The organism is Pseudomonas sp. NBRC 111143, assembly GCF_001320965.1.
Lineage (GTDB): Bacteria > Pseudomonadota > Gammaproteobacteria > Pseudomonadales > Pseudomonadaceae > Aquipseudomonas > Aquipseudomonas machongensis.
In genome coordinates this window covers 1-21,079 of record NZ_BCBT01000007.1, presented here as the reverse complement: position 1 = coordinate 21,079, position 21,079 = coordinate 1, and the positions used below count along the sequence as shown (strand labels likewise).

Here is a 21,079-nt window from a genome sequence, read left to right as displayed (position 1 = left end):
CGTAAGGTGGAAGTAAGTAACAGGTCGCCGGGGCGTTCGCCAGTGCGGTAACAGTTTACGGGATGCGTAATTCCCTTGTAGGAGCGGCGAACCGCCACTCCTACAGGAGTCAGATGCCGGCCCTCAGTAATCCACCCGCCCGGTATGGCTGTTGAGCGAAATCACCCGGGTCTTGCCGATCCGATGCCTGAAGATCTCGCGCAGGTACTTCACCGCTTTCTTCACGCATTCGCGCGACAGGCGGATGTCGTTGATCGAGACGAAGCGGCTCTTGTCGTTGATCAGCTCGCGGTACTTCTTCTCGTACATCGGTTTGATCGCATACCAGTTGGTATCGAGGATTTTCGCCGGGTTCTCGAACTCGTTGAGCAGGTCATCGATACGGTCTTCGTCGAAATGCTCGCTGGTGATGAATTCCAGGATCGCGTTGTCCAGCGTGTCGTCGAAACGGTAGGGCGTGCGCGCGAAGCAGCGCTTGATGAAGGCCACGATCAGCGTCAGGAAGTCGTCCGACAGGCATGGGCTCTTGGCGATCAGGGTGGTCAGCGACAGGTTGGCCGAGGCGCCGATCACCAACGCGTAGCGCTTGAGCGTGGTGTTGGGGAACAGGCTGTTGAGGTGGGTCTTGAGCCGGTTCAGGTCCATGTACGACAGCTTGTAGTCCTTGGGCAGCGACACGATCGATACCACCGACGAGCAGTTCTTGAAGAAATGCAGGTCGTGCAGTGCCGCCGCGTCGAAGCCCGAGGCCTTGTACTGCTCCAGTGCCGCGCGATAGCGGCGCGACTCGATGGGCAGCAGGCTGATGCCCTCGATGGCCTGGGTCTGTTTGTTGAAATGGGGAAGGTCGATGGAGCGCAAGAACAGGTCGTCGATGTCCAGGCGCGGCGATTCGCGTTCGAACACCTTGAACTTGTCCGAGCCCTGCGCGGGCGCCTCCGGCACTACCGATTCGGCATAGGCGATGGCTACCGGGCCCGCGAGGCTCATGAACAGGTCGTTGGCGTCCAGGCGGATGGTTTCGCCAATGTCGATGCCGGCGCGGCGGAAGTAGTTCTGGTCGTAGTCGGTGGTCACGGCCTGAGCGGTGAGGATGTTGAAGATCTGCTGGGAGATGTACTGGTTGGCGTGCTTCTCCATGGCATTGACGTCGATGTTCTGGATCGTTCCGTCATCGCTCTCTTCGGCGTAGCGCATGATGTCGTTGGAGATCAGCATCATGGCGTTCCACGGGCGGATGCGCCCCATGACGCTGGCTTCGCTGCTGTCTTCGTTATCGAAGTTGTACGAGAAATCCCATTCTTCGGACAAGTACTTGCACAACAGGCGCCCGGCATTGATGTGCAAGGCCTCGGACATTTCACTGCGGTGGTCGGAGGCATTGGGCAGCACGCAGATGCCGCTGGTGAAGATCGGCTCGAAAACGAACGAATGCCCGCCCTTGCCGTCGTTCTCGTCGGCCGGCTTGGTGTCGAAGGTCTTGTTCATGTACGAGTATTGCTGGGCCAGGCCGAACTCCGAGGCCATCCCTGAGCCGGTGCCGCCGCCAGCGCTGAAGATGTAGAAGTACAGGCGCGATTGGTTGGCCTTGATGCCGCAGGAATCGATCAGGTAGGAGTGGATCAGTTTCCAGTCGGCGCTCGAGAAGCGCTGGGTATCCTTGTTCAGGATGATCTTGGCCAGGTACTGGCCGAGGATCGGCGCATTGCCGGCGCCGCCGGCGTGCACCTCGGACAGGTCCATGATCTTCATCTTGCTGTAGTCGCGCAGGAACCCGCCGCGCTCACCCTTGCGCGAGAAGCGGATGCGCCCGGCGATGTCCTTGTCCAGATCGCCGAGCATCACCAGTGGCTCGACCAGAAATACCGGTTTGGCGCCCTTGTTCTGTACCAGGCGCAGGTTCTGTCGGATCCAGCGTGCAGGGCTGTAGCCGCCTTCGTTCCTGTTGCGGTCTTCGTTGTTGAACTCGTTGAGGAAGAAGGTGCGCGCGTTGTACACCAGTTCCGCCACGTCCAGGGCAATGTTCGAACCACAGCGCCCAAGGCCGATCAGGCATACCGAGGGGAACTGCTGGTCCAGACGCAATTGGCTTTCGTCTTCCGCGTGCAGGCCCTGCGGGAATACCAGGTCACGCAGGCCGTCGAGGTTGTCGAGGATGCGCTGGATATCGCTCTCGGTGAAGTACAGGTATTGCGCGGGGACGTTGCGGGTGGCCTGGCCGCCACCGAGGGTCAACGAGGTGCTGTTGGTGGAGGGCTCGGGCACTGCATTGGCAGAAGTATTATTGGAGGTCATAGTGCGCCATTTGCCTGGAGTGGTGGACGGTCGGAAGATATGTCATCTGGCCATTACGTAAATCCGGCGACTGTAGCAGTGCGCCTTTTGCCTATGCGATAGGGGTTTACCCTATGGTCGTTAGGGGTTTGCGCTGGCATCTGCACTGCATCGTCCGAAGGTCGCGCTTCTTTAATCCTTGCCTGGAGTCGTTCATGAGTACTGCATTGCCTTCCCTGGGATTCGCCGGGATCGGCCTGATGGGCCTGCCGATGTGCCGTCGTCTGTTGGCTGCCGGCTACCCGCTGACCGTGTGGAACCGCAGCCCGCAGAAGTGCGCCGAGCTGGTCGCCGCTGGCGCACGCCTGGCCGAGAGCCCGGCGGCGTTGTGCCGTGACACTGACATCGTGCTGCTGTGCCTGGCCGACACGGGCGTGGTCCGCGAGGTGGTGTTCGGCGAGCAAGGCATCGCCGAGGGCGGGCGTAGCGGCCAGTTGCTGGTGGATTTCTCCAGCCTCGAGCCAACCGCCACCCGCGACATGGCCGCGGAGCTTGCGGCCCTGTGCGGCATGGCCTGGCTGGATGCGCCAGTGTCCGGCGGTACGCCAGGCGCCGAGGCGGGTACCCTGGCGATCATGGTGGGTGGCGACGCTGCGGACCTGGCGCGCGTGCGCCCGGTGTTGCTGACCCTCGGCCAGCGCGTGACGCACATGGGGGCGGTTGGTGCCGGCCAGGTGACCAAGGCCTGCAACCAGATGATCGTTGCCTGCAATGCCCTGGTGATTGCGGAGGTGGTGGCCCTGGCCGAACGCTCAGGGGTGGATGCCAGCCTGATCGCCGAAGCGCTTTGCGGTGGATTCGCCGACTCCCGGCCGCTGCAGATCCTCGCGCCACAGATGGCGCAAAGTCGCTACACCCCGGTCAAATGGCATGTGCGCACCTTGCTCAAGGACCTCGACACTGCAGTGAAGTTTTCCCGCGAGCAAGGTTCGGCAACACCCATCAGTGGCCTCGCCGCGCAACTGATGCGCCTGCACGGCAGCCAGGGGCATCTGCAAAACGATCCGGCGACCCTGGTAGAGCTGTTCCGCGCTCGGGACTGAAGTCGCTGTCCAGATTGTCGAGCCGCTCCAGCACCGGCGGCAGGTCGGTCAACGGTACCGGACGGCTGAGCAGGTAGCCTTGAAGGAAATCGCAGCCCTGGGCGGCGAGAAATGCGCGTTGCTCGTCGGTTTCCACGCCCTCGGTGACGACCTGCAGGTGCAGGGTGTGGGCCATGATGATGATGGCCTGGACGATCTCTCGGTCTTGCTGGCTGCCTGGCACATCCTGGATGAACGAGCGGTCGATCTTCAGCACGTCCAGGGGAAGGCGCTTGAGGTAGGCCAGTGATGAATAGCCGGTGCCGAAGTCGTCGATCGACAGGGCCACGCCCTGGGCGCGGATGCGTTTGAGCAGGTTGATGGTGCGGTGGATATCGCCCATCAGGGCGTTTTCGGTGACTTCCAGTTCCAGTTGGCGAGCAGCCACACCGGCCTGGAACAAGGCCATCTCCACTTCGCTGGCCAGTTCCTCGCGCCCCAGTGTCACGGCGGAGCAATTGACCGTGACCTTGAGGTGTCCGTAGCCCAGGCGGTTGAGCTCAGCCACGTCTTCGCAGGCGCGGCGCAGTACCCAGAGATCGAGTTCGGCGATCAGGCCATTAGCTTCGGCAATACCGATGAAGCGGTCGGGGCCGAGCAGGCCATGCTGCGGGTGTTGCCAGCGTACCAGGGCTTCCAGCTTGGCGACCCGTGCGCTGTGCAGGTCGAAGATCGGCTGGTAATGCACGCACAATCCGCGCTCTTCGAGCAATGCCACGCGCAGTTCCTCTTCCAGTTGCAACTCGAGCGTGGCGCGGGTCTTCAGGCTGCTGTTGAAGAAATTCAGGTTGTTGCGCCCGCCACCCTTGGACTGGTACAGCGCCAGGTCGGCATTCTTCAGCAGTTCCTCGGCGCTGCGTCCATCGTCGGGAAAGATGCTGATACCGATACTGGTGGTCATGACCATGCGTCGCCCACCGAGATTGATGGGCTCCTTCATGCGCTGCATGATGCGTTGCGCCAGGTGACGGGCTTCGTCGCGGTTGTGCAGGCTGGTGACGATGCAGAACTCATCGCCGCCAAAGCGTGCCACCACGTCCTGGGAGCGGGTCGCCGCCTTGATGTGTCCGGCGATCACCTTGAGCAGTTCGTCGCCAGCAGCATGCCCGAGGCTGTCGTTGATGCGCTTGAAATGGTCGATGTCGAGGAACATCACGGCCAGCATGCCTTCGCTTGCGGTCTGCTCGGCCAGGCGTTCGGCAAAGACCTGGTTGAAGCCGCGGCGATTGATCAGGTTGGTCAAGGCATCGTAGTGGGCGGCCTGTTGCAGCGAGGCACGGGCCTGGTCGAGCTGGCTGAGCAGCACATTGACCCGCCGCAGGTCATGTTCCTTGCTTTGCAGTTTCTTGTCGGCCAGTGCAGCGCTGATGCTGCTGCCACTGATCAGCAGGGTGATGAACGCGATGGTCAGCCCCAACTGCAGGCTGTTGTTGGCCGAGGGCAGTTGCAGTGGCAGGTTGTCTGGAATGACCAGCGACAGTGCCGCCATGCCCGTGAAGTGGGTGAGGACGATGCCCGCCGCCATCATCAGGCTGGCGCCGTACTTCATCACCAGATGCAGGGTGCCGCTGCCACTGCGAAAGTGCCGGGCCATCAGCAGCGCCACCAGGCTGGTGACTACGGCGATGCCCAGCGAGGCGACCAGCAGTGGGGTCTGGTAGTACTGCAGGGCGCTGGTCTGCAGCGCGGCCATGCCGACGTAATGCATCACGATGATGCCGAGGCCGATCGCCAGCGCAGCCTGCAGGTAATGACGCCACTGCATCACAGTGCGATCGAGGCTGTTCATCGCCAGCCACGCGGCGAGCAGGGCGATGATCAGCGAGAGGGCGGTCAGCGGCATGTCGTAATGCACGTCAAGTGGCGCCTGGAACGCCAGCAGGCTGATGAAGTGCATGGCCCAGATACCGCTGGCCAGGCAGCAGGCACCCAGAATCCGCCATTGGCGGCGGGCGTTGAGCGCCTCGCTGTGACTTTGCCGCTCGGCCATGTCCAGGGTGGCGAAGCATGCAGCGCAGGCCACCAGGTAGGCGAGCATGACCAGGAAAGGGTTATGACGGCAGTCGAGGATGATTTGTCCGCTCGCCGGAAGCTCGGCGAACAATTGAAGTCCCAGCCACTCCATTGCCTGTCTCTTCGTCGAGTTTGCACTCGTCCCCAAACAGCGTGGTGGAGACCGTTGAAACCGGAGTATAGGAAAGGGGCGCTAGGCCTTCCTGATTAATGGCAGTTTGATCTCTACCATTTGGACATGACGTCAATAGCGGAAGGTTATAAAAAAAGATGAGGGGGCGCGTGCTTCGCGGGCAAGCCCGCTCCTGCATGTACAACGCTGCGGGAGCGGGCTCGCCGTTTTGTCAGCCGGCCACCAGCACGCGAATCGCTTCCAGGCGCAGCGCGGCCTTTTCGAGCATCGCCAGGCCCTGTTCGCGCTGCTTGCGCAGGGCATCGATCTCGCTGTCACGCACGCTCGGGTTGACTGCCTTGAGCGCCGTCAGGCGAGCCAGCTCCTCGTCGGCTTCAGCGGCCAGGCGACGCTGCGCCTCGGCGACACGCTCGTCATGCACCGGCAGTACCTTCGCCTCGCCAGCGGCGATGCGCTTGGCCAAGACATCGCGCTGGGCCTGGATGAACTTGTTGGCGCTGGCCTTGGGTACGCTTTCGAGCTGGTCGTTGAGGGTTTCGAAGGCAACCCGCGGCGCCAGGTCGTTGCCATTGGTATCGAGCAGGCAGCGCAAGGCGGCCGAGGGCAGGTAGCGACCCAGTTGCAGGCTACGCGGTGCCACCACCTCGCTGACATAGAGCAGTTCGAGCAGCACGGTGCCAGGCTTGAGCGCCTTGTTCTTGATCAGCGCCACGGCGGTGTTGCCCATCGAGCCGGACAGCACCAGGTCCATGCCGCCCTGCACCATCGGGTGTTCCCAGGTCAGGAACTGCATGTCCTCGCGCGACAGGGCCTGGCCACGGTCGTAGGTGATGGTCACGCCTTCGTCGTCGCCCAGCGGAAAGCTCGCGTCGAGCATCTTCTCGCTGGGTTTGAGCACCAGCGCGTTTTCCGAATGGTCTTCGCTGTCGATGCCAAAAGCGTCGAACAGGGTTTCCATATAGATAGGCAGGGCGAACTGATCATCTTGCTCGAGAATCGCCTCGACCAGTGCCTCGCCTTCGCCAGCGCCGCCGGAGTTGAGCTCCAGCAGGCGGTCGCGGCCGCTGTGCAGCTCGGCCTCCAGGCGCTCGCGCTCGCCGCGGGCTTCAGCGACCAAGGCGCTCCAGGCGGCATTGTCGCCGCCGACCAGTTGCGCCAGCAGGCGCGTGCCGAACTGGTGCTGCAGGGCGCTGCCGGTCGGGCAGGTGTTGAGGAAGGCATTCAGGCCTTCGTGGTACCACTGGAACAGGCGCTCTTGCGGGCTGTCCTGCAGGTACGGGATGTGCAGCTGGATGGTGTGTTTCTGACCGATCCGATCGAGGCGACCGATGCGTTGCTCGAGCAGGTCCGGGTGCGCCGGCAGGTCGAACATCACCAGGTGGTGGGCGAACTGGAAGTTGCGGCCTTCACTGCCGATTTCCGAGCAGATCAGCACCTGCGCGCCAAATTCTTCGTCGGCAAAGTACGCGGCGGCGCGGTCACGCTCGAGGATGCTCATGCCTTCATGGAATACCGTCGCGGGGATGCCGGAGCGCACACGCAGGGCGTCTTCCAGGTCCATGGCGGTCTCGGCATGGGCGCAGATCACCAGAACCTTGGTGCGCTTGAGCATCTTCAGGGTGTCGATCAGCCAATCGACCCGTGGGTCGAAGCGCCACCAGCGTTCGTCGTCGCTGCCTTCGCCCTGGGCCTGGAAGGCCACTTCCGGGTACAGCTCGGCACGCTCACCGGCGGGCAGCGCGCTGTAAGGTTCGGGGTTGGCGAGCGGGTAGGGGTGCAGTTGACGCTCGGGGAAGCCCTGGATCGCGGCGCGGGTGTTGCGGAACAGCACGCGGCCGGTGCCATGGCGGTCGAGCAATTCGCGAATCAGGCGTGCGCTGGCCTGGCTGTCGCCATCGCTGACTGCGGCCAGCAGGGCCTCGCCTTCGGCGCCAAGAAAACTGTGAATGGTGGCGTGGGCCTTGGGCGACAGGCGGCCTTCGTCGAGCAACTCCTGGACGGCTTCGGCTACTGGGCGATAGTGCTCGCTCTCGGCGCGGAAGGCGGCCAGGTCGTGGAAACGGTTGGGGTCCAGCAGGCGCAGGCGGGCGAAATGACTGTCCTGGCCAAGCTGTTCGGGGGTTGCAGTGAGCAGCAGCACGCCAGCAATGACCTGGGCCAACTGCTCGACCAGCGCGTATTCGGCACTGGCCTGCTCCTCGTGCCATACCAGGTGGTGGGCTTCGTCGACCACCATCAGGTCCCAGCCGGCGGCGAACAGGGCGTCCTGGGCCTTTTCATCGTCGACCAGCCACTCCAGCGCCACCAGCGCCAGTTGGGCATCTTCGAACGGGTTGCTGGCATCGCTCTCGATGAAACGCTCGGCGTCGAACAATGCCACCTGCAGGTTGAAGCGCCGGCGCATTTCCACCAGCCACTGGTGCTGAAGGTTTTCCGGAACCAGGATCAGCACGCGACTGGCACGGCCCGTCAGCAATTGGCGGTGGATGACCAGGCCCGCCTCGATGGTCTTGCCCAAGCCTACTTCGTCGGCCAGCAATACCCGCGGGGCGATACGGTCCGCGACTTCACGGGCAATGTGCAACTGGTGGGCGATCGGCTGGGCGCGGCAGCCGCCCAGGCCCCAGAGCGAGGAGAGCATCTGCTTGCTGCTGTGCTGCAGGGTGTTGTAGCGCAGCGAGAACCACGACAGCGGGTCGATCTGTCCGGCGAACAGACGGTCGCTCGCCAGGCGGAACTGGATGAAGTTCGACAGTTGCGTCTCAGGCAGGGTACGCGCCTGGTTCTGCCCGTCCAGGCCATGGTAGACCAGCAGGCCATCGACATCCTCGACCTCGCGCACGGTCAGCTTCCAGCCATCGAAGTGAGTGATCAGGTCACCCGGCGAGAAGCGCACGCGGGTCAGCGGCGCGTTGCGTAGCGAGTACTGGCGGGTATCGCCAGTGGCCGGATAGAGCACGGTCAGCAGGCGGCCATCCTGCGCCAGGATGGTTCCCAGGCCGAGCTCGGCTTCGCTGTCGCTGATCCAGCGTTGCCCCGGTTGATACTGCTGCGCCATACTGCCTGAACTCCCGCGATGAAAAAGCGCACTATCTTAACGGATAGGCCCGGCGGACCAAAGCGTTCAGCCACTTCATCGACGAATACCCTTTAGTCAACGAGGGCCTTGCGCCAACATGCCTGTCACGCACCGCTGGTTGAACCTCTCCCTGGCCGTGGGCAGCCTGGCGCTGCTCGCAGCCTGTGACCAGAAGAAGTTCGAGATCCTCGCGCCGATTCCGGTCGAGCAACTGGAAGTCCTGGGCGTTCAGACGCCGCTCAAGAGCGTGCATTTCCACGACCGCGAAGGCGAAGGTCTGCTGGTGCTCAGCCGTGTCGACGGCCAGGCGACCGATGCCGACAGCGAACAGGAAGTCGACAAGGTCGTGCTCAAGGCCACGCTCTATGGGCGTGCGAGCGAAAGCGAGGCGTTCAAGCCACGCTGGCAGATCGATCAGGAGACAACGTGCCCGGGGCTGGACCTGGATGTCGACTTCTATACCGATGTCAGCGACGTCACCGACCTGAACAAGGATGGTGTCGCCGAAGTCACCGTGGCCAGCCACGCCTTCTGTGGCGGCGGCATCGACCCGCATGACATCAGCATCGAAATGCGCGAAGGCGAGGCGATCTACAGCATCAGTGGTCAGTCGCAGATCAGCCCGGCGGGCGAGGAGCCCATCGGCGGCGAGCGCGAGGACAGTGCGTCGTTGAAGAGCGCGCCGCAGGTGTTGCGCGAACACATGGACGCGGTCTGGCAACAGGTCTACAAGCGGCCCTGGAGCGAAACCAGCCAGCCCGCTGACGACGATCCCGACGACGAAGGCGAATGATCGCGGTCTATACTTTGCAGACGGTATTGTGACCGGCCGCACAAACCCTTGTCCATGTGCTCAAGGCGCACCTTGGCTGGCCGACACAGTGGCTACAGGAGAACCGACTCATGCTGCCGCCGATTATTCCGCTCAGTGCCGTCCCCGTGACCTCGCAACAAGACCCCGTCAAGCAGAGCCCCAATATTCCTCCGGTGGTTCCGGCCCAGCCTGCCTCCAGCGATGGCACCATCGACCTCAAGCAGCAGCGCGACCCGCAGGATGAAGCCTATCGGCTGCGCGAGGAACAACGCCGCCAGCAGCAGCGCCGTCAGCAACGCCGCCAGGACGAGCAGGAAGAGCTCTACAGCGCCATGCCCGGCGATGAACTCAATGCCGACAATACCGTGCCGGTGGCGCCGCTCGGTGAGCGCCCGCGTCAGGGGTTGCTGGTGGATATCGAAGTCTGAGACGGGGCTGTTCAGCGTCGCCATCAGGCTTCATCATGGGCGCATCCGCTGTCAGTCGAGCCCGCCCATGAGCCAAGACAACCTGATCGACTTCGGCGCCGAGCGCGCCAAACGCATCCACGACATCAAGGACAAGCGCCTGGATGAAATGCGCCAGGCCTTCGAACAGGCCATGCCGTTGAGCAAAAGCAAGAAGAAGAACGGCAAAGGCAAGCCCAAGAAGCGCTGAAAACTGATGCAGGTCAAACCTGCGCCCCCTCTTGTGCCCGGTCCCGGGCCCTATTGACCCTGGTCAATTTCTCCTCCCCGCACATTCGTTACCTTGCACACATCGGACAACGGCAACGAATCGGGAGGCCGACATGTTCTTCGACAACGTGGTGATCGCCGGTGTGGTGACAGTCGGGTTGATGTTGACGTTCTTTGCCGGTCTGGGACTTTTCATCTGGAAGGATGCGAACAAGCGCAAATCGCGCTGATCCTTCCGGGTATACGAGCACGCAAGGCATTTAGGGCGACTTCGGTCGCCTATTTTTTTGCCGTTTTAAAAGATGATTAGCTAGCTAATTAGTTGATTGCATTTTATTCTTCCGTTCGTTGTCTATCGTTCTATTCAATATCCCCCCGCAAGGTCCGCTTCGTGCCCATCACCCTCCAGGCCCTGTTCGCACCCACCAGCCCTGCTCTGAAGTTCGCCATCAAGACCCTGCTGGGCGGTGGACTGGCGCTGTGGCTGGCGCTGCGCTGGGGGTTGGAACAACCCGCCTGGGCCTTGATGACGGCGTTCATCGTGGCCCAGCCGCTGTCGGGCATGGTGGTGCAGAAGGGGCTGGCGCGACTGGCCGGCACCCTGGTCGGTACGTTCATGTCGGTGGTGTTCATCGGCCTGTTCGCCCAGACCCCGTGGTTGTTCCTGCTGACCCTTGCCTTGTGGCTGGCGCTCTGTACCGCCGCATCAACCCAGCTACGCAGTGCCTGGGCGTACGCCTTCGTGCTGGCGGGCTATACCGCAGCGATCATCGCGTTGCCGGCGATCGACCACCCTTTGCAGGTGTTCGACCAGGCGGTGGCGCGCTGCACCGAAATCTGCCTGGGCATCGTCTGCGCCACAGCCACCAGCGCGCTGATCTGGCCGATGCGCGTCGAGCAGCAACTCGGCGGCCAGGCGCGGCAGGCCTGGCAGAACGGCATGCAGACCGCCAGTGCCATGCTCGGCGGAGAAGACGAGGCGCGCCAGGGGCTGCTTGACATCCTTGGGCGCATCGTCGCCATCGACGTTCAGCGTGAACATGCCTGGTTCGAAGGCAGTCGTGGCCGCCAGCGGGCCCGCGCAATCCGTGGCCTGAGCCAGAAGCTGATGGTGCTGCTGCGCATTTCGCGTTCGGTGCGTCGTCAGTGGCGTCAGCTCGACGAACAGCAAGCGGCGCACCTGGCGCCCTGGCTGGAGGAGGTTCGGACCCAGTTGGCCAACCCCGATCAGCCCAGCCTTCTGTTATTGCGCCAACGTATCTGGGACGCCGCCCACGACGAACAGATCAGCCCCGCCGAGCATTTCTGCCTGGCGCGCCTGGCCCTGCTGCTGGACTTCGCCATGGCCGCCACCCAGGCGCTGCTGGATGTAGAGGAGGGGCGAACGCCCAAGGACGTATCGCTGGGCCTGGCGGCGCATCGCGACCTGCCGCTGGCGCTGCTGTTCGGTTCGCGCAGTGCGTTGGCGTTTCTGGTCATGAGCAGTTTCTGGCTGGCCACGGCCTGGCCCTCGGCCCCCGGAGGCCTGGTACTGACCTGCGTGGTCTGCAGCCTGTTCGCCAGCCGCGAGAACGGCGCGCAGATCGGCTTGAGCTTTCTGCGTGGCATCTTGCTGGCGATTCCGGTGGCGTTTTTCGTCGGGCAGATCCTGTTGCCACAATGGAGCAGTTTCGCCTTGCTGTGTCTTGGCATGGGCGTACCGCTGTTCTTCGGTGCGCTGGGCATGGCCCATCCGCGCACGGGGCCGACGGCGACCTCGTACTGCCTGCATTTCATCGTGCTGGTGGCGCCTCTGAACGCCATGCACTTCGACGTGGCCAGCATGCTCAACAGCGCCCAGGCCATGCTCATCGGTGTGGGGGCGGCGGTACTGGCGTTTCGGTTGGTCGTGCTGCGTCATCCGAAGTGGCTGGGTCGGCGTCTGAGGGCTGCCACCCAGAGCGACCTGGTTCGCCTGACCCATCGCGACCTGCGGGGCGCCGACAGTTGGTTCGGTGGACGCATGGCCGATCGCCTGATGCAGTTGGCCCGTCATGCCAGCGAATTGCCCGAGGCCGAGCGCAAGCGTTGGGACGATGGCCTGCATGGCTTGGACATCGGTGACGAACTGGTGCACCTGCGCATGTGCCTGGCGGTGGCCCAGGTACCGTTGGCCGGTGCCGAGCGCCAGTACCTGCAGCAACTGGAGGCGGTTCTGGCCAGTGGCCCTGCGCCTGGGCGCGGCCAGCGCCTGGATGCCGCCAGCGAGCAGTTCATCGAGGCCCTGCGCCGCCAGCCGTCGAGCGACCCGCTGCGCCTGGCTATCGGCGCGGTCCTGCAATTGCAGAAGAGCTGGCGCAAGTGGTGCCGTTGGCAGGAGGAAGTCCATGGGGTTGCGTGAGTGGGCGCTGGGCGGCGTATTGCTCAGCCCGTTTCTGATCTACGTGTTGATGGCGTTGGTGCTTACTGGGCTGTTGCGCTGGGTGGTGCAGGCGACGCCACTAGGTCGCTGGATCTGGCATGAAGCGCTGTTCGATGCGGCGTTGTTCGTCTGTGTGCTGTCGTTGGTGGTACATCTGTTGGGACCTTTGTAAGGAGTCAGTCCATGCGTACAGCTGTACGTACCCTGGTCACCCTGTGTGTGGTGGCCATTGCCGTGTTTGCCGGATATCACCTCTGGCAGTACTACATGCTTACTCCCTGGACGCGCGATGCGCGGGTGCGGGCCGATGTGGTGGTGATCGCCCCGGACGTGTCCGGCTGGGTGCGCGAACTGCGGGTACACGACAACCAGCCGGTGAAGGCCGGCGATGTCTTGATGATCATCGATCACGAGCGCTTCCAGGCGGCTTTCGACCAGGCCAGTGCCGTGGCTGAAACCCGCACCCAGCAGTTGCGCCTGCGTGAGCGCGAAGCGGCTCGGCGCACGGCCCTTGGGCCGGAGGCGATCAGCGCCGAGCTGCGCGAGAACGCCCAGATCAACGCTGCCATCGCCCGTGGTGAACTGCACGAGGCGCAAGCGCAACTGCAGGTGGCCAAGATCAACCTGGCCCGTAGCGAAGTGCGCGCACCGCGCGACGGTCACATCACCAACCTGCGACTGGCCCAAGGCAACTACGTCAATACCGGGCAATCGATGATGGCGCTGGTGGACGACTCGACCTTCTATATTCAGGCCTATTTCGAGGAAACCAAGCTGCCGCGCATTCGTGTCGGGGATCCGGTGAAGGTCTGGCTGATGGGGGCGGGGGAGGCCATGCATGGGCATGTGGAGAGCATCAGCCGGGGCATCACTGACCGCAACTCGACCCCGGACGGACAGTTGTTACCGGAGGTGGAGCCGACCTTCAACTGGGTCAGGTTGGCGCAGCGGATACCGGTGAGGATCAGGCTGGACGAGATCCCCGCAGGGGTGAATCTCAGCGCAGGGATGACCGCCAGCGTGCAGGTTCGGGAGGATGAAGTACAGCGCTGAGCAAGCGCCCCCACAGGCACCTAGCGTGCCTGTGGGGGCGCTTGCCGATCAGGGTTGCTGGGCAGTGGCTGCCAGGACGATCTCGCGGATGCACACATGTTGCGGCTGCTGGTACGCCCAGACGATCGCCCCGGCCACATCCTCGGCCTTGAGTACTACGCCGCCCATGTCATTGGCTTTCCACGACTCGTAGTCGCGCTTGATGCCCTCGTCGGTGGTGTGGCCGAGCAGCTCGGTCTCGACCGCGCCCGGTGCGATGGTGACGACACGCACGTTGTGTGGCGCCAGCTCTTCGCGCAGGTTTTCCGACAGGCCATGCACGGCGAACTTGGTGCCGACGTAGGCGACATGGTTGGGGAAGGTCTTGCGCCCGGCGACGGAGCTGACGTTGATCAGGGTGCCGGCGCGGCGTGCGACCATGCCGCTCGCCAGGGCATGCACACCGTTGAGCAGGCCTTTGACGTTGATGTCGATCATCCGGTCCCACTGCTCAGGATCCTGCTCGTGCACTTGGCCCAGCAGCATCACGCCGGCATTGTTCACCAGTGCATCGGCCGGGCCGTACACGGCTTCGGCTTCGTTCACCGCCGCCACCAGCGCGGCACGGTCGCGAATGTCCACGGCGCGACACAGGCAGTTGGGCAGGGCCAATGCTTCGAGACGTTCCAGGCGACGAGCGATCAGCAGCAGCGGGTGACCTGCGGCCGAGAATTGCTGGGCCGTGGCGGCCCCGATACCGGAGCTGGCGCCGGTGATGATGATCAGAGGTTTGTTCATGAGCGCCTCCAAGGCATAATCGTTTTCGATGGCCAGGATTGTAAGCATCGATCCAGACCATGAAAAACGGCTTATTCCTCTGGCTGACATCGGTTTTATCTATGGATATTCGTCATCTCAAGGCGTTCATCGCCGTGTTCGAAGAGCGCAACATCACTTTGGCCGCGCAGCGCCTGTGCGTGGCTCAGCCGACATTGTCAGTGACCATCCGGCAACTCGAGGAGGACCTCGGCGTCAGCCTGTTCCTGCGCCAGGCCCGCGGTGTGGACGTCAGCGAGCAGGCGCGGGCGCTGTATCCGCAGGCGTGCCGCATGGTTGCCGAAGCCGAGGCGCTGCGCCTGCGCTTTCGCCAGGAGCAGGAGCGTGTCCCGCTCGCGTTGGGTATCGAGGCCGATATCGCCCCAGCCCAGGTCGAAGCATGCGTGCGTCTTGCGGCTCAGGCTGTGCCTGGGCTGCAATTGACGTTGCTGGACGGTTGCGAGGGCGATGCGCGGTTGGCCGATGAAACCGAGCGCTGTGAGGATGAGCTCTTCCTGGCGCTGTGGGAAGAGTCGTTTGTCCTGGTCATGGCCACCGGCAGCCAGGCCGACGGTCGCTGGATCACCTGCCCGCAGCATCCTTCGCACCAGCGCCTGATGGGGCTGTATGGCGAGGGTGAGCAGGTGGCGCAGGCCGGATCATTGCAACTGGCGTTGGCGCTGGTCGCCGCCGGACTGGGCGCGGCCTGGTTGCCGCAGTCGCTGGCCGAGCGCCACCCAGGGGTCTACTGGCAACCAGGGCCCGGCCCGGCGCTGAGGCGTCGGGTCGGGTTGTGCTACGCCGCCCAGGCGCTGGACATTCCTGCCTTGGCGAGCTTGCAGCAGGCACTGAGCGGCAGCAGCCTGGGTTAGAGGAACATGCCGCCGGAGACTTCCAGACGCTGTCCGGTAATCCAGCCATTACCGTCCTCAAGCAGCAGAGCGATGGCTGCGCCGATATCGTCGGGCAGGCCGGCGCGGCCCAGGGCAGTATTGCTGGCCACGAAGGCGTTGACCTGCTGATTGTCACGCACGGTGCCACCCCCGAAATCGGTCTCGATGGCGCCCGGCGCCAGGATGTTCACCCGGATGCCGCGCTCACCCAACTCCTTGGCCTGGTAGCGGGTAAGCACCTCCATGGCGCCCTTCATTGCCGCGTAGGCGGAGTAACCGGGCAGCGAGAAGCGTGCCAGGCCACTTGAAATGTTGACGATGCGCCCCCCGTCGGCCAGTAGCGGAAGCAGGCGTTGGGTGAGGAAGAACGGGCCCTTGAGGTGGATGTTCAGCAATTGCTCGAACTGCGCCTCGGTGGTTTCGCTGAACAGTGCATGTATGCCGACACCGGCGTTGTTCACCAAAAAGTCGAACTGTCGGCGGGCAAAGCGTTGATCAAGGGTGTGCGCCAGGCGTTCGGCGAAGTCGGCGAAGCTTTGGCTGTCGCCGACATCCAGTTGCAGCATGGCGGCACGCACCCCAGCCTGTTCCAGGCGCTCGACCAGGGCCTGGGCTTCGTCGGCCCGGCTGTGATAGGTGCCGATGACATCGATGCCGCGGGCCGCGAGATGTTCGGCGGTGTTGCGGCCAAGGCCGCGGCTGGCGCCAGTGAGCAGAGCGATTTTACGGTTCATGTGGATTACCTCGTCGATGGGGTCTGTGCTCACAGGTTATTGGTCGACAAAAGGCTGTTAAATCCGGCTGTTTTGGAAATACTGTTCGCCATATTCGAACTATCAAGGCGGCTCGATGAACAAGCTGGAATTGTTGCGTACCTTTGTCAGGGTCAGTGAACTGTCCAGTTTCACCCTGGCGGGTGAGAGTCTTGGCTTGCCACGTTCGACTGTCTCGGAGCAGATCCGGGCACTGGAGCGCTTGCTTGGCACGCGCCTGCTCAACCGCACCACGCGCCGCGTGCAGGCGACGCAGGACGGCCTGCTGCTCTACGAGCGCAGCAAGGATTTGCTGTCAGGCATGGACGAGATCGAGAGCCTGTTTCGCAGCGACGAGGCCGAGCTGGCCGGGCGTCTGCGTATCGACATGCCGACCATGATGGCGCGCAAGGTGGTGATGCCGGCCCTTTCAGGCTTTCTGTTGCGTTATCCGCGCCTGGAAGTGGAGCTCAGTTGCACTGACCAGCGTGTCGACCTGCTGCAAGGTGGCTTTGACTGCGTACTGCGGGTGGGCGAACTGGGTGACCCGGATGTGGCCGCCCGACCGCTGGGGCGCATGACCATGTGCAACTGCGCCAGCCCCGAATACCTTGCCCGGCATGGCGTGCCGCACACGCTGGACGATCTGGCGACGCATCAGCTCGTGCACTACGTCTCCAGGCTCGGTGCGCAGAGTCCGGGGTTCGAGTACGAAGTCGACGGGCAATCGCGTTTTCTGCCCATGGGGGGTGTGCTCACGGTGAACAATGCCGTGGCGTATTCGGCCGCGGGCCTGGCCGGCCTGGGGCTGATCCAGGTTCCAGCGGCGGGTGTTGCCGAGGACGTGCGGCGCGGTGATCTGGTACGGGTGCTCGAACCTTGGCAGGCCCGGGCCATGCCGGTGACGATGCTGTACCTGCGCCAGCGGCATGTTCCGCGCCGGGTACAGGCGTTCATGGGATGGATGGAGGCGCTGTTGGTCGATCAGCTCGATCCGGCGGTATCCGGCGCTCGCTGAAAAACCTTGGCGAAGGCGGCGCAGGTTGCGTTAGGCTGCGCAACAAACGATCTGCGCGTTGCCCGACAGAGGCAACCGTTCCCGCCTGGCGTGCGTTCCTTCCGATTTCTTTGCGAGGTAACGTCATGGCCATCACATCCCAGGATATCTGCACAGCTGCCGAGCAGCTCAACGGCTTCGTCGGTTTTCATGGCAAGCGTGGCACGCATATCGTGCGCTTTTCCGAGGACGCATTCGGTATGGATGTCGCGGACGCGAGCATCACGCCCTGCAGCGAGTTCGTCTGGCGTCCCGAGTCGGGGCGGCGCATGGCGCTCTGCCGTGAGCGTCTGGCACTGTTGCTGCGACAGCATGTGGACGATCGCCTGAACATTGGCGAGCCGCTGCGGATCTATCTGCGCCGCACCGACCTGCCGGAGATCGTCGCCGAGCGTAGCCTGCGCTGAGCCAGCAGGTTCAGTCGGGGTAGGCCAGCTTGAGAGGACCAGCCTCGCTGCGGGCGACGTTGACCTGGTTGCGGCCTTGATGCTTGGCGGTGTAGAGGGCCTTGTCGGCGTCTTCAAGCCACTGCTCGGGCGTTTTCAGTCCGGGGTGATAGGCCGAGAGGCCTATGCTCAGGCTGATGCGCAATTCCGGCAGTTGCGGGTTGCGATAGGCGCTGACCTGCTCACGCAGGCGCTCCATCGCAACGCCGGCCTGGTCTTGATCGGTGGCAGGCAGGATCAGACAGAACTCGTCACCGCCGTAGCGCCCGGCCAGGTCATCGTCGCGCAGGACGCGTTTGAGCTCGTGGCTCAGCTGGCGCAGCACGCAATCGCCGACCACGTGGCCGAAGGTGTCGTTGATGGTCTTGAAATGATCGATGTCGATCAGGGCGATGACTGCCGGGGCCTGCTGCTGGTGGCAGATCTGGAACCTCAGCAGCAGCAAGTCTTTCCATGAGCCATGGTTGAGCAGCCCGGTGAGGCTGTCGGTGCGGCTCAGGGCGCTCAGTCGACGCTTGTGGTCGGCCAGTTTGATCGCCAATTGATAGCAGACCCAACCGAGCGCCAGCGGGTAGAGCGTCAACATTGGCAGGCAGGCATAGACCTGCAATGCCGTGGCTTGCAGTTGCATCCCGGGGCCGAACAGCGCCATGGCCAGCAGCATGCCTGTCAGTTGCGCGACCAACCCGCGCAGTACCATGCGCTTGCCGCCTGCAGCGACGTTGTTCATGGTCATCATCGACAGGATGGTCACGGTCGGCAGCGGATTGAAATGAATGGCTGCAGCCCAGAAACCGCCGCTCAGCGAATCGAGCAACAGGTTGCGCTGTTCGGCGCGGTAGGGGGCAGGGGAGCGGATCGCCCATTGATAAGCCAGGTGCGGCCAGGCCAGGCCGTTGAATAGCATCAGCAGCCACACCCAGGTGGGTGGTTGCAGCGGGGCAAGCGCCGCCATGACGCTGAACAGGCCGATGCCCATGCCGATGGTCCGCGGCAGATAGATGCGCCTGACGAAGGAGAGCCCCTTGCCGCTTCTGTTGTCGATCATGTCTATCGTTCTTTTTCTGCAGAAGCCGTTTATCGCATAAGTTGCATGAATATTGTTGAACAATGATTCACGGCGGAAAAATGACCTTACAAGCCAATTCACGGTTGATCCGATCATTGTGAGGTAGCATGAAGCCTTTGTTCCTCCTCGGAGTGCTCCTGCTCATGGCCCCCATGGCTTCCCCCGCCGGCGAGCCGGCACCTTACAGGGATGGGCGTTTTTACAACCAGGCCGAGCTGCCCAAGGATGGCGTGCTCAAGAAATTGCGCATCGGCCTCAAGTATCTGCTGCTGCGCAAACCTCCCGAAACACGTCCTGCCACTCCCCCGAGCCTGCAGCCGATGACCCGCCAGCAGGTACTCGATGCCCCGGACCACAGCCTCTGGCGTCTGGGCCATTCCACGGTACTGCTGAAACTGCGTGGGCACTTCTTCATTACAGACCCGGTATTTGCCGAACGCGCCTCGCCCGTGCAATGGGCCGGCCCGCTGCGCTTCCACGCTTCGCCGCTGGCAATCGACCAGCTTCCGCCGCTGGCGGCAGTGATTCTGTCCCACGACCATTTCGATCATCTCGATGAGTCGGCCATACGCCAGCTGGCGCCAAGCACCGGCCAGTTTCTTGCACCGCTGGGCGTGGGCGATCGTTTGGTCGAGTGGGGCGTGCCGAGCGACAAGGTGCGTCAACTGGACTGGTGGCAGGAAACCGAATTCGCAGGCGTGCGTTTCGTCGCCACACCGGCGCAGCACTTTTCTGGGCGCGGCCTGTTCGACAGTAACAGCACCTTGTGGGCGTCGTGGGTGGTGATCGATGAAGGGCTGCGCCTGTTCTTCAGTGGTGATACCGGATATTTCGAAGGCTTTCGCGAAATCGGCGAGCGCTTCGGACCCTTCGATCTGACATTGATGGAGACCGGTGCCTACAACCTGGCCTGGCCCAATGTGCATATGCAGCCTGAGCAGAGCCTGCAAGCGCACCTCGATCTGCGCGGACGCTGGATGCTGCCGATCCACAACGGAACGTTCGATCTCTCCCTGCACAGCTGGCAGGAGCCTTTCGAGCGCATCGTCGCGCTCGCGGCGCAGGCCCAGGTACCGTTGAGCACGCCACAGATGGGCGAGCGCGTCAGTCTGGATTCGCCCCATGCAGGGCAGAACTGGTGGCAGCCCAGGCCTTTGCGTCAGCGAGGCGACAGCACCGAGCGTGCAGTGGCGGTGCGCTGAGTATCAGCTTTCACGGCCCTTCTTTATTGGCGACTCTTGTTCATCATCCAGCAGCTTCGACGGCGGCTTGCCGCTGTCGCTGCGTACCTGGGCGTGGCTGATGAGGGCGAAGATGAAGCTGCCACCGATGATGTTGCCGGCCAGGGTCGGCAAGGCGAACTCCAGCCAGAAGCTGCGCCAGGTCTGCTCTCCGGCCCAGACCAGATAAGACACTTCTACCGAGCCGACGACGATATGGGTGAAGTCGCCCAGGGCCATCAAGTAGGTGATCATCAGGATGATCCAGATCTTGGCGTTCTCCATGGATGGGATCATCCAGACCATGGTCGCGATCATCCAGCCCGAGACGATGCCCTTGGCGAACATCTGGCTCGGATCGTTGTGCATCACCTTTCGCCCGATTTCGAGAAAGGCCACATCGGTCTTGCTGTCGAAGATCGGCAGCTCGAGCATCACCCAGGCCACCAGCAAGGTGCCGGCGAGATTGCCCATCAGCACCACTGTCCACAGGCGTATCAGGCGGCCGAGGTTGGCGAGGGTAGGGGCGGTCATTACCGGCAGCACGGCAGTCAGGGTGTTTTCGGTGAACAACTGTTGGCGAGCGAGGATCACGGCAAGAAAACCGGCAGCGTAGCCGAGGCTGGCAATCACCTGGCTGCTGTCGTTGTCTGGCAGGCGTGCATAGAACAGTCCCATTGCCATCAGCGACAGGCCCATGGTCAGGCCGGCGGCCAGTGCCGACCACCACAGGGCTGCCAGCGTGCGTTCCAGTTCCTGATCGCCCTGGGCGCGGATGATCTCGTGCAGTACTGCTGCGCGGGGTGGCTGGTTATGGCTGACTTCCTGCTCTTCATCTGCCGACAGGCCCGGGGTTTTCTCGTTCTGCGCTTTGCTCATCGTGTCGCGCTCCTGGGATGTTTCTCTACAGATCGATTGCGCTCGGATTAGTTGCCGGTGAGCTCATGGAGGCGGATAAAAGTTTTTTTGGATCAAAGTGTTGACTCTGATTTCAAACCACGTATTATTCGCCTCCTCGCAGCGATGAACGCAGCGAGGCAGTCGGTAAGTCGTTGACGTTGAAGGCTTTTGAAAGAAAGCGGTTTGAAAAAACTTCAAAATAAACGCTTGACAGCAAATGAGGAAAGCGTAGAATGCGCGCCTCGGTTGAGACGAAAAGCTCTTAACCAACCGCTCTTTAACAAATCGAATCAAGCAATTCGTGTGGGTGCTTGTGAGTACGGACTGATAGTCGCCAAGATTATCAGCATCACAAGTGGAC

At 62.8% G+C, this 21,079-nt stretch carries 19 protein-coding genes; 12 read left to right on the top strand and 7 right to left on the bottom strand.

Annotated features, from left to right (window positions below; translation table 11 throughout):
• Positions 1-123: 123 nt before the first annotated feature.
• Positions 124-2,295, bottom strand: a complete 2,172-nt coding sequence (locus APH44_RS05775; RefSeq protein ID WP_054891747.1) for a hypothetical protein — start codon at positions 2,293-2,295, stop codon at positions 124-126.
• Positions 2,296-2,489: 194 nt separating this feature from the next.
• On the opposite strand from APH44_RS05775, the gene APH44_RS05770 reads away from it, so the two are divergent.
• On the top strand, positions 2,490-3,377 hold the full coding sequence (locus tag APH44_RS05770) for an NAD(P)-dependent oxidoreductase (RefSeq protein WP_054891746.1): 888 nt from the start codon (positions 2,490-2,492) through the stop codon (positions 3,375-3,377).
• On the opposite strand, the gene APH44_RS05765 is transcribed toward APH44_RS05770, so the two are convergent.
• Together APH44_RS05765 and rapA are read right to left on the bottom strand one after the other, a co-directional pair.
• On the bottom strand, positions 3,277-5,541 hold the full coding sequence (locus APH44_RS05765; RefSeq protein WP_054891745.1) for a bifunctional diguanylate cyclase/phosphodiesterase: 2,265 nt from the start codon (positions 5,539-5,541) through the stop codon (positions 3,277-3,279). The genes APH44_RS05770 and APH44_RS05765 overlap by 101 nt on opposite strands.
• A 232-nt stretch (positions 5,542-5,773) precedes the next feature.
• Positions 5,774-8,620 carry an RNA polymerase-associated protein RapA gene (gene rapA, locus APH44_RS05760; protein WP_054891744.1) on the bottom strand — a complete coding sequence of 949 codons (2,847 nt, stop codon included), beginning with the start codon at positions 8,618-8,620 and terminating at the stop codon, positions 5,774-5,776.
• Positions 8,621-8,738: 118 nt separating this feature from the next.
• On the opposite strand from rapA, the gene APH44_RS05755 reads away from it, so the two are divergent.
• The 7 genes from APH44_RS05755 to APH44_RS05730 all read left to right on the top strand — a co-directional run bounded on the left by APH44_RS05755 (position 8,739) and on the right by APH44_RS05730 (position 13,586).
• Positions 8,739-9,434: a M949_RS01915 family surface polysaccharide biosynthesis protein gene (locus APH44_RS05755; protein ID WP_054891743.1), complete on the top strand. Its 696-nt coding sequence runs from the start codon at positions 8,739-8,741 to the stop codon at positions 9,432-9,434.
• A 110-nt stretch (positions 9,435-9,544) separates the two neighbouring features.
• The gene (locus APH44_RS05750) at positions 9,545-9,883 is read left to right on the top strand and encodes a hypothetical protein (protein ID WP_054891742.1); all 339 of its coding nucleotides are present in this window, start codon (positions 9,545-9,547) and stop codon (positions 9,881-9,883) included.
• 67 nt (positions 9,884-9,950) lie between these two features.
• Positions 9,951-10,112, top strand: coding sequence for a hypothetical protein (locus tag APH44_RS30025; protein WP_177339383.1), 162 nt, complete (start codon positions 9,951-9,953; stop codon positions 10,110-10,112).
• A 133-nt stretch (positions 10,113-10,245) separates the two neighbouring features.
• Positions 10,246-10,362, top strand: a complete 117-nt coding sequence (ccoM, locus tag APH44_RS30570) for a cytochrome c oxidase subunit CcoM (RefSeq protein WP_054891741.1) — start codon at positions 10,246-10,248, stop codon at positions 10,360-10,362.
• Positions 10,363-10,523: 161 nt separating this feature from the next.
• Positions 10,524-12,512: an FUSC family protein gene (locus APH44_RS05740; protein ID WP_054891740.1), complete on the top strand. Its 1,989-nt coding sequence runs from the start codon at positions 10,524-10,526 to the stop codon at positions 12,510-12,512.
• On the top strand, positions 12,499-12,705 hold the full coding sequence (locus APH44_RS05735) for a DUF1656 domain-containing protein (RefSeq protein WP_054891739.1): 207 nt from the start codon (positions 12,499-12,501) through the stop codon (positions 12,703-12,705). The genes APH44_RS05740 and APH44_RS05735 overlap by 14 nt, the downstream gene beginning before the upstream one ends.
• 11 nt (positions 12,706-12,716) lie before the next feature.
• A complete protein-coding gene (locus APH44_RS05730; RefSeq protein WP_054891738.1) occupies positions 12,717-13,586 on the top strand; it encodes an HlyD family secretion protein in 870 nt (289 codons plus the stop codon).
• A 48-nt stretch (positions 13,587-13,634) separates the two neighbouring features.
• Here the strand turns inward: APH44_RS05730 and APH44_RS05725 are convergent, their stop codons facing one another.
• On the bottom strand, positions 13,635-14,363 hold the full coding sequence (locus APH44_RS05725; RefSeq protein ID WP_054891860.1) for an SDR family oxidoreductase: 729 nt from the start codon (positions 14,361-14,363) through the stop codon (positions 13,635-13,637).
• 101 nt (positions 14,364-14,464) lie between these two features.
• On the opposite strand from APH44_RS05725, the gene APH44_RS05720 reads away from it, so the two are divergent.
• On the top strand, positions 14,465-15,253 hold the full coding sequence (locus APH44_RS05720) for a LysR family transcriptional regulator (RefSeq protein ID WP_054891737.1): 789 nt from the start codon (positions 14,465-14,467) through the stop codon (positions 15,251-15,253).
• On the opposite strand, the gene APH44_RS05715 is transcribed toward APH44_RS05720, so the two are convergent.
• The gene (locus tag APH44_RS05715; protein ID WP_054891736.1) at positions 15,250-16,008 is read right to left on the bottom strand and encodes an SDR family NAD(P)-dependent oxidoreductase; all 759 of its coding nucleotides are present in this window, start codon (positions 16,006-16,008) and stop codon (positions 15,250-15,252) included. The genes APH44_RS05720 and APH44_RS05715 overlap by 4 nt on opposite strands.
• Positions 16,009-16,123: 115 nt before the next feature.
• Here APH44_RS05715 and APH44_RS05710 point away from each other — a divergent pair, with 115 nt between their 5' ends.
• Together APH44_RS05710 and APH44_RS05705 are read left to right on the top strand one after the other, a co-directional pair.
• The gene (locus APH44_RS05710) at positions 16,124-17,044 is read left to right on the top strand and encodes a LysR family transcriptional regulator (RefSeq protein WP_054891735.1); all 921 of its coding nucleotides are present in this window, start codon (positions 16,124-16,126) and stop codon (positions 17,042-17,044) included.
• 125 nt (positions 17,045-17,169) lie between these two features.
• On the top strand, positions 17,170-17,490 hold the full coding sequence (locus APH44_RS05705; RefSeq protein ID WP_054891734.1) for a DUF2025 family protein: 321 nt from the start codon (positions 17,170-17,172) through the stop codon (positions 17,488-17,490).
• 10 nt (positions 17,491-17,500) lie between these two features.
• On the opposite strand, the gene APH44_RS05700 is transcribed toward APH44_RS05705, so the two are convergent.
• Positions 17,501-18,577, bottom strand: a complete 1,077-nt coding sequence (locus APH44_RS05700; protein ID WP_177339429.1) for a diguanylate cyclase — start codon at positions 18,575-18,577, stop codon at positions 17,501-17,503.
• 128 nt (positions 18,578-18,705) lie between these two features.
• On the opposite strand from APH44_RS05700, the gene APH44_RS05695 reads away from it, so the two are divergent.
• Positions 18,706-19,800 carry an MBL fold metallo-hydrolase gene (locus APH44_RS05695; RefSeq protein ID WP_054891733.1) on the top strand — a complete coding sequence of 365 codons (1,095 nt, stop codon included), beginning with the start codon at positions 18,706-18,708 and terminating at the stop codon, positions 19,798-19,800.
• A gap of 3 nt (positions 19,801-19,803) precedes the next feature.
• Here the strand turns inward: APH44_RS05695 and APH44_RS05690 are convergent, their stop codons facing one another.
• Positions 19,804-20,697 (bottom strand): formate/nitrite transporter family protein, encoded by an 894-nt coding sequence (locus tag APH44_RS05690; RefSeq protein ID WP_054891732.1) that lies wholly within the window; start codon positions 20,695-20,697, stop codon positions 19,804-19,806.
• Between the last annotated feature and the right edge of the window lie 382 nt (positions 20,698-21,079).

Excerpts from the sequence above, each read along its gene's own strand:
- rapA (WP_054891744.1), bottom strand. The coding sequence starts at position 8,620 with ATGGCGCAGCAGTATCAACCGGGGCAACGCTGGATCAGCGACAGCGAA.
- APH44_RS05725 (WP_054891860.1), bottom strand. The coding sequence starts at position 14,363 with ATGAACAAACCTCTGATCATCATCACCGGCGCCAGCTCCGGTATCGGG.
- ccoM (WP_054891741.1), top strand. The coding sequence starts at position 10,246 with ATGTTCTTCGACAACGTGGTGATCGCCGGTGTGGTGACAGTCGGGTTG.
- APH44_RS05730 (WP_054891738.1), top strand. The coding sequence starts at position 12,717 with ATGCGTACAGCTGTACGTACCCTGGTCACCCTGTGTGTGGTGGCCATT.
- APH44_RS05690 (WP_054891732.1), bottom strand. The coding sequence starts at position 20,697 with ATGAGCAAAGCGCAGAACGAGAAAACCCCGGGCCTGTCGGCAGATGAA.
- APH44_RS05700 (WP_177339429.1), bottom strand. The coding sequence starts at position 18,577 with ATGATCGACAACAGAAGCGGCAAGGGGCTCTCCTTCGTCAGGCGCATC.
- APH44_RS05755 (WP_054891743.1), top strand. The coding sequence starts at position 8,739 with ATGCCTGTCACGCACCGCTGGTTGAACCTCTCCCTGGCCGTGGGCAGC.
- APH44_RS05765 (WP_054891745.1), bottom strand. The coding sequence starts at position 5,541 with ATGGAGTGGCTGGGACTTCAATTGTTCGCCGAGCTTCCGGCGAGCGGA.
- APH44_RS05770 (WP_054891746.1), top strand. The coding sequence starts at position 2,490 with ATGAGTACTGCATTGCCTTCCCTGGGATTCGCCGGGATCGGCCTGATG.
- APH44_RS05775 (WP_054891747.1), bottom strand. The coding sequence starts at position 2,295 with ATGACCTCCAATAATACTTCTGCCAATGCAGTGCCCGAGCCCTCCACC.
- APH44_RS05715 (WP_054891736.1), bottom strand. The coding sequence starts at position 16,008 with ATGAACCGTAAAATCGCTCTGCTCACTGGCGCCAGCCGCGGCCTTGGC.
- APH44_RS05735 (WP_054891739.1), top strand. The coding sequence starts at position 12,499 with ATGGGGTTGCGTGAGTGGGCGCTGGGCGGCGTATTGCTCAGCCCGTTT.
- APH44_RS05695 (WP_054891733.1), top strand. The coding sequence starts at position 18,706 with ATGAAGCCTTTGTTCCTCCTCGGAGTGCTCCTGCTCATGGCCCCCATG.
- APH44_RS05710 (WP_054891735.1), top strand. The coding sequence starts at position 16,124 with ATGAACAAGCTGGAATTGTTGCGTACCTTTGTCAGGGTCAGTGAACTG.
- APH44_RS30025 (WP_177339383.1), top strand. The coding sequence starts at position 9,951 with ATGAGCCAAGACAACCTGATCGACTTCGGCGCCGAGCGCGCCAAACGC.
- APH44_RS05750 (WP_054891742.1), top strand. The coding sequence starts at position 9,545 with ATGCTGCCGCCGATTATTCCGCTCAGTGCCGTCCCCGTGACCTCGCAA.
- APH44_RS05705 (WP_054891734.1), top strand. The coding sequence starts at position 17,170 with ATGGCCATCACATCCCAGGATATCTGCACAGCTGCCGAGCAGCTCAAC.
- APH44_RS05720 (WP_054891737.1), top strand. The coding sequence starts at position 14,465 with ATGGATATTCGTCATCTCAAGGCGTTCATCGCCGTGTTCGAAGAGCGC.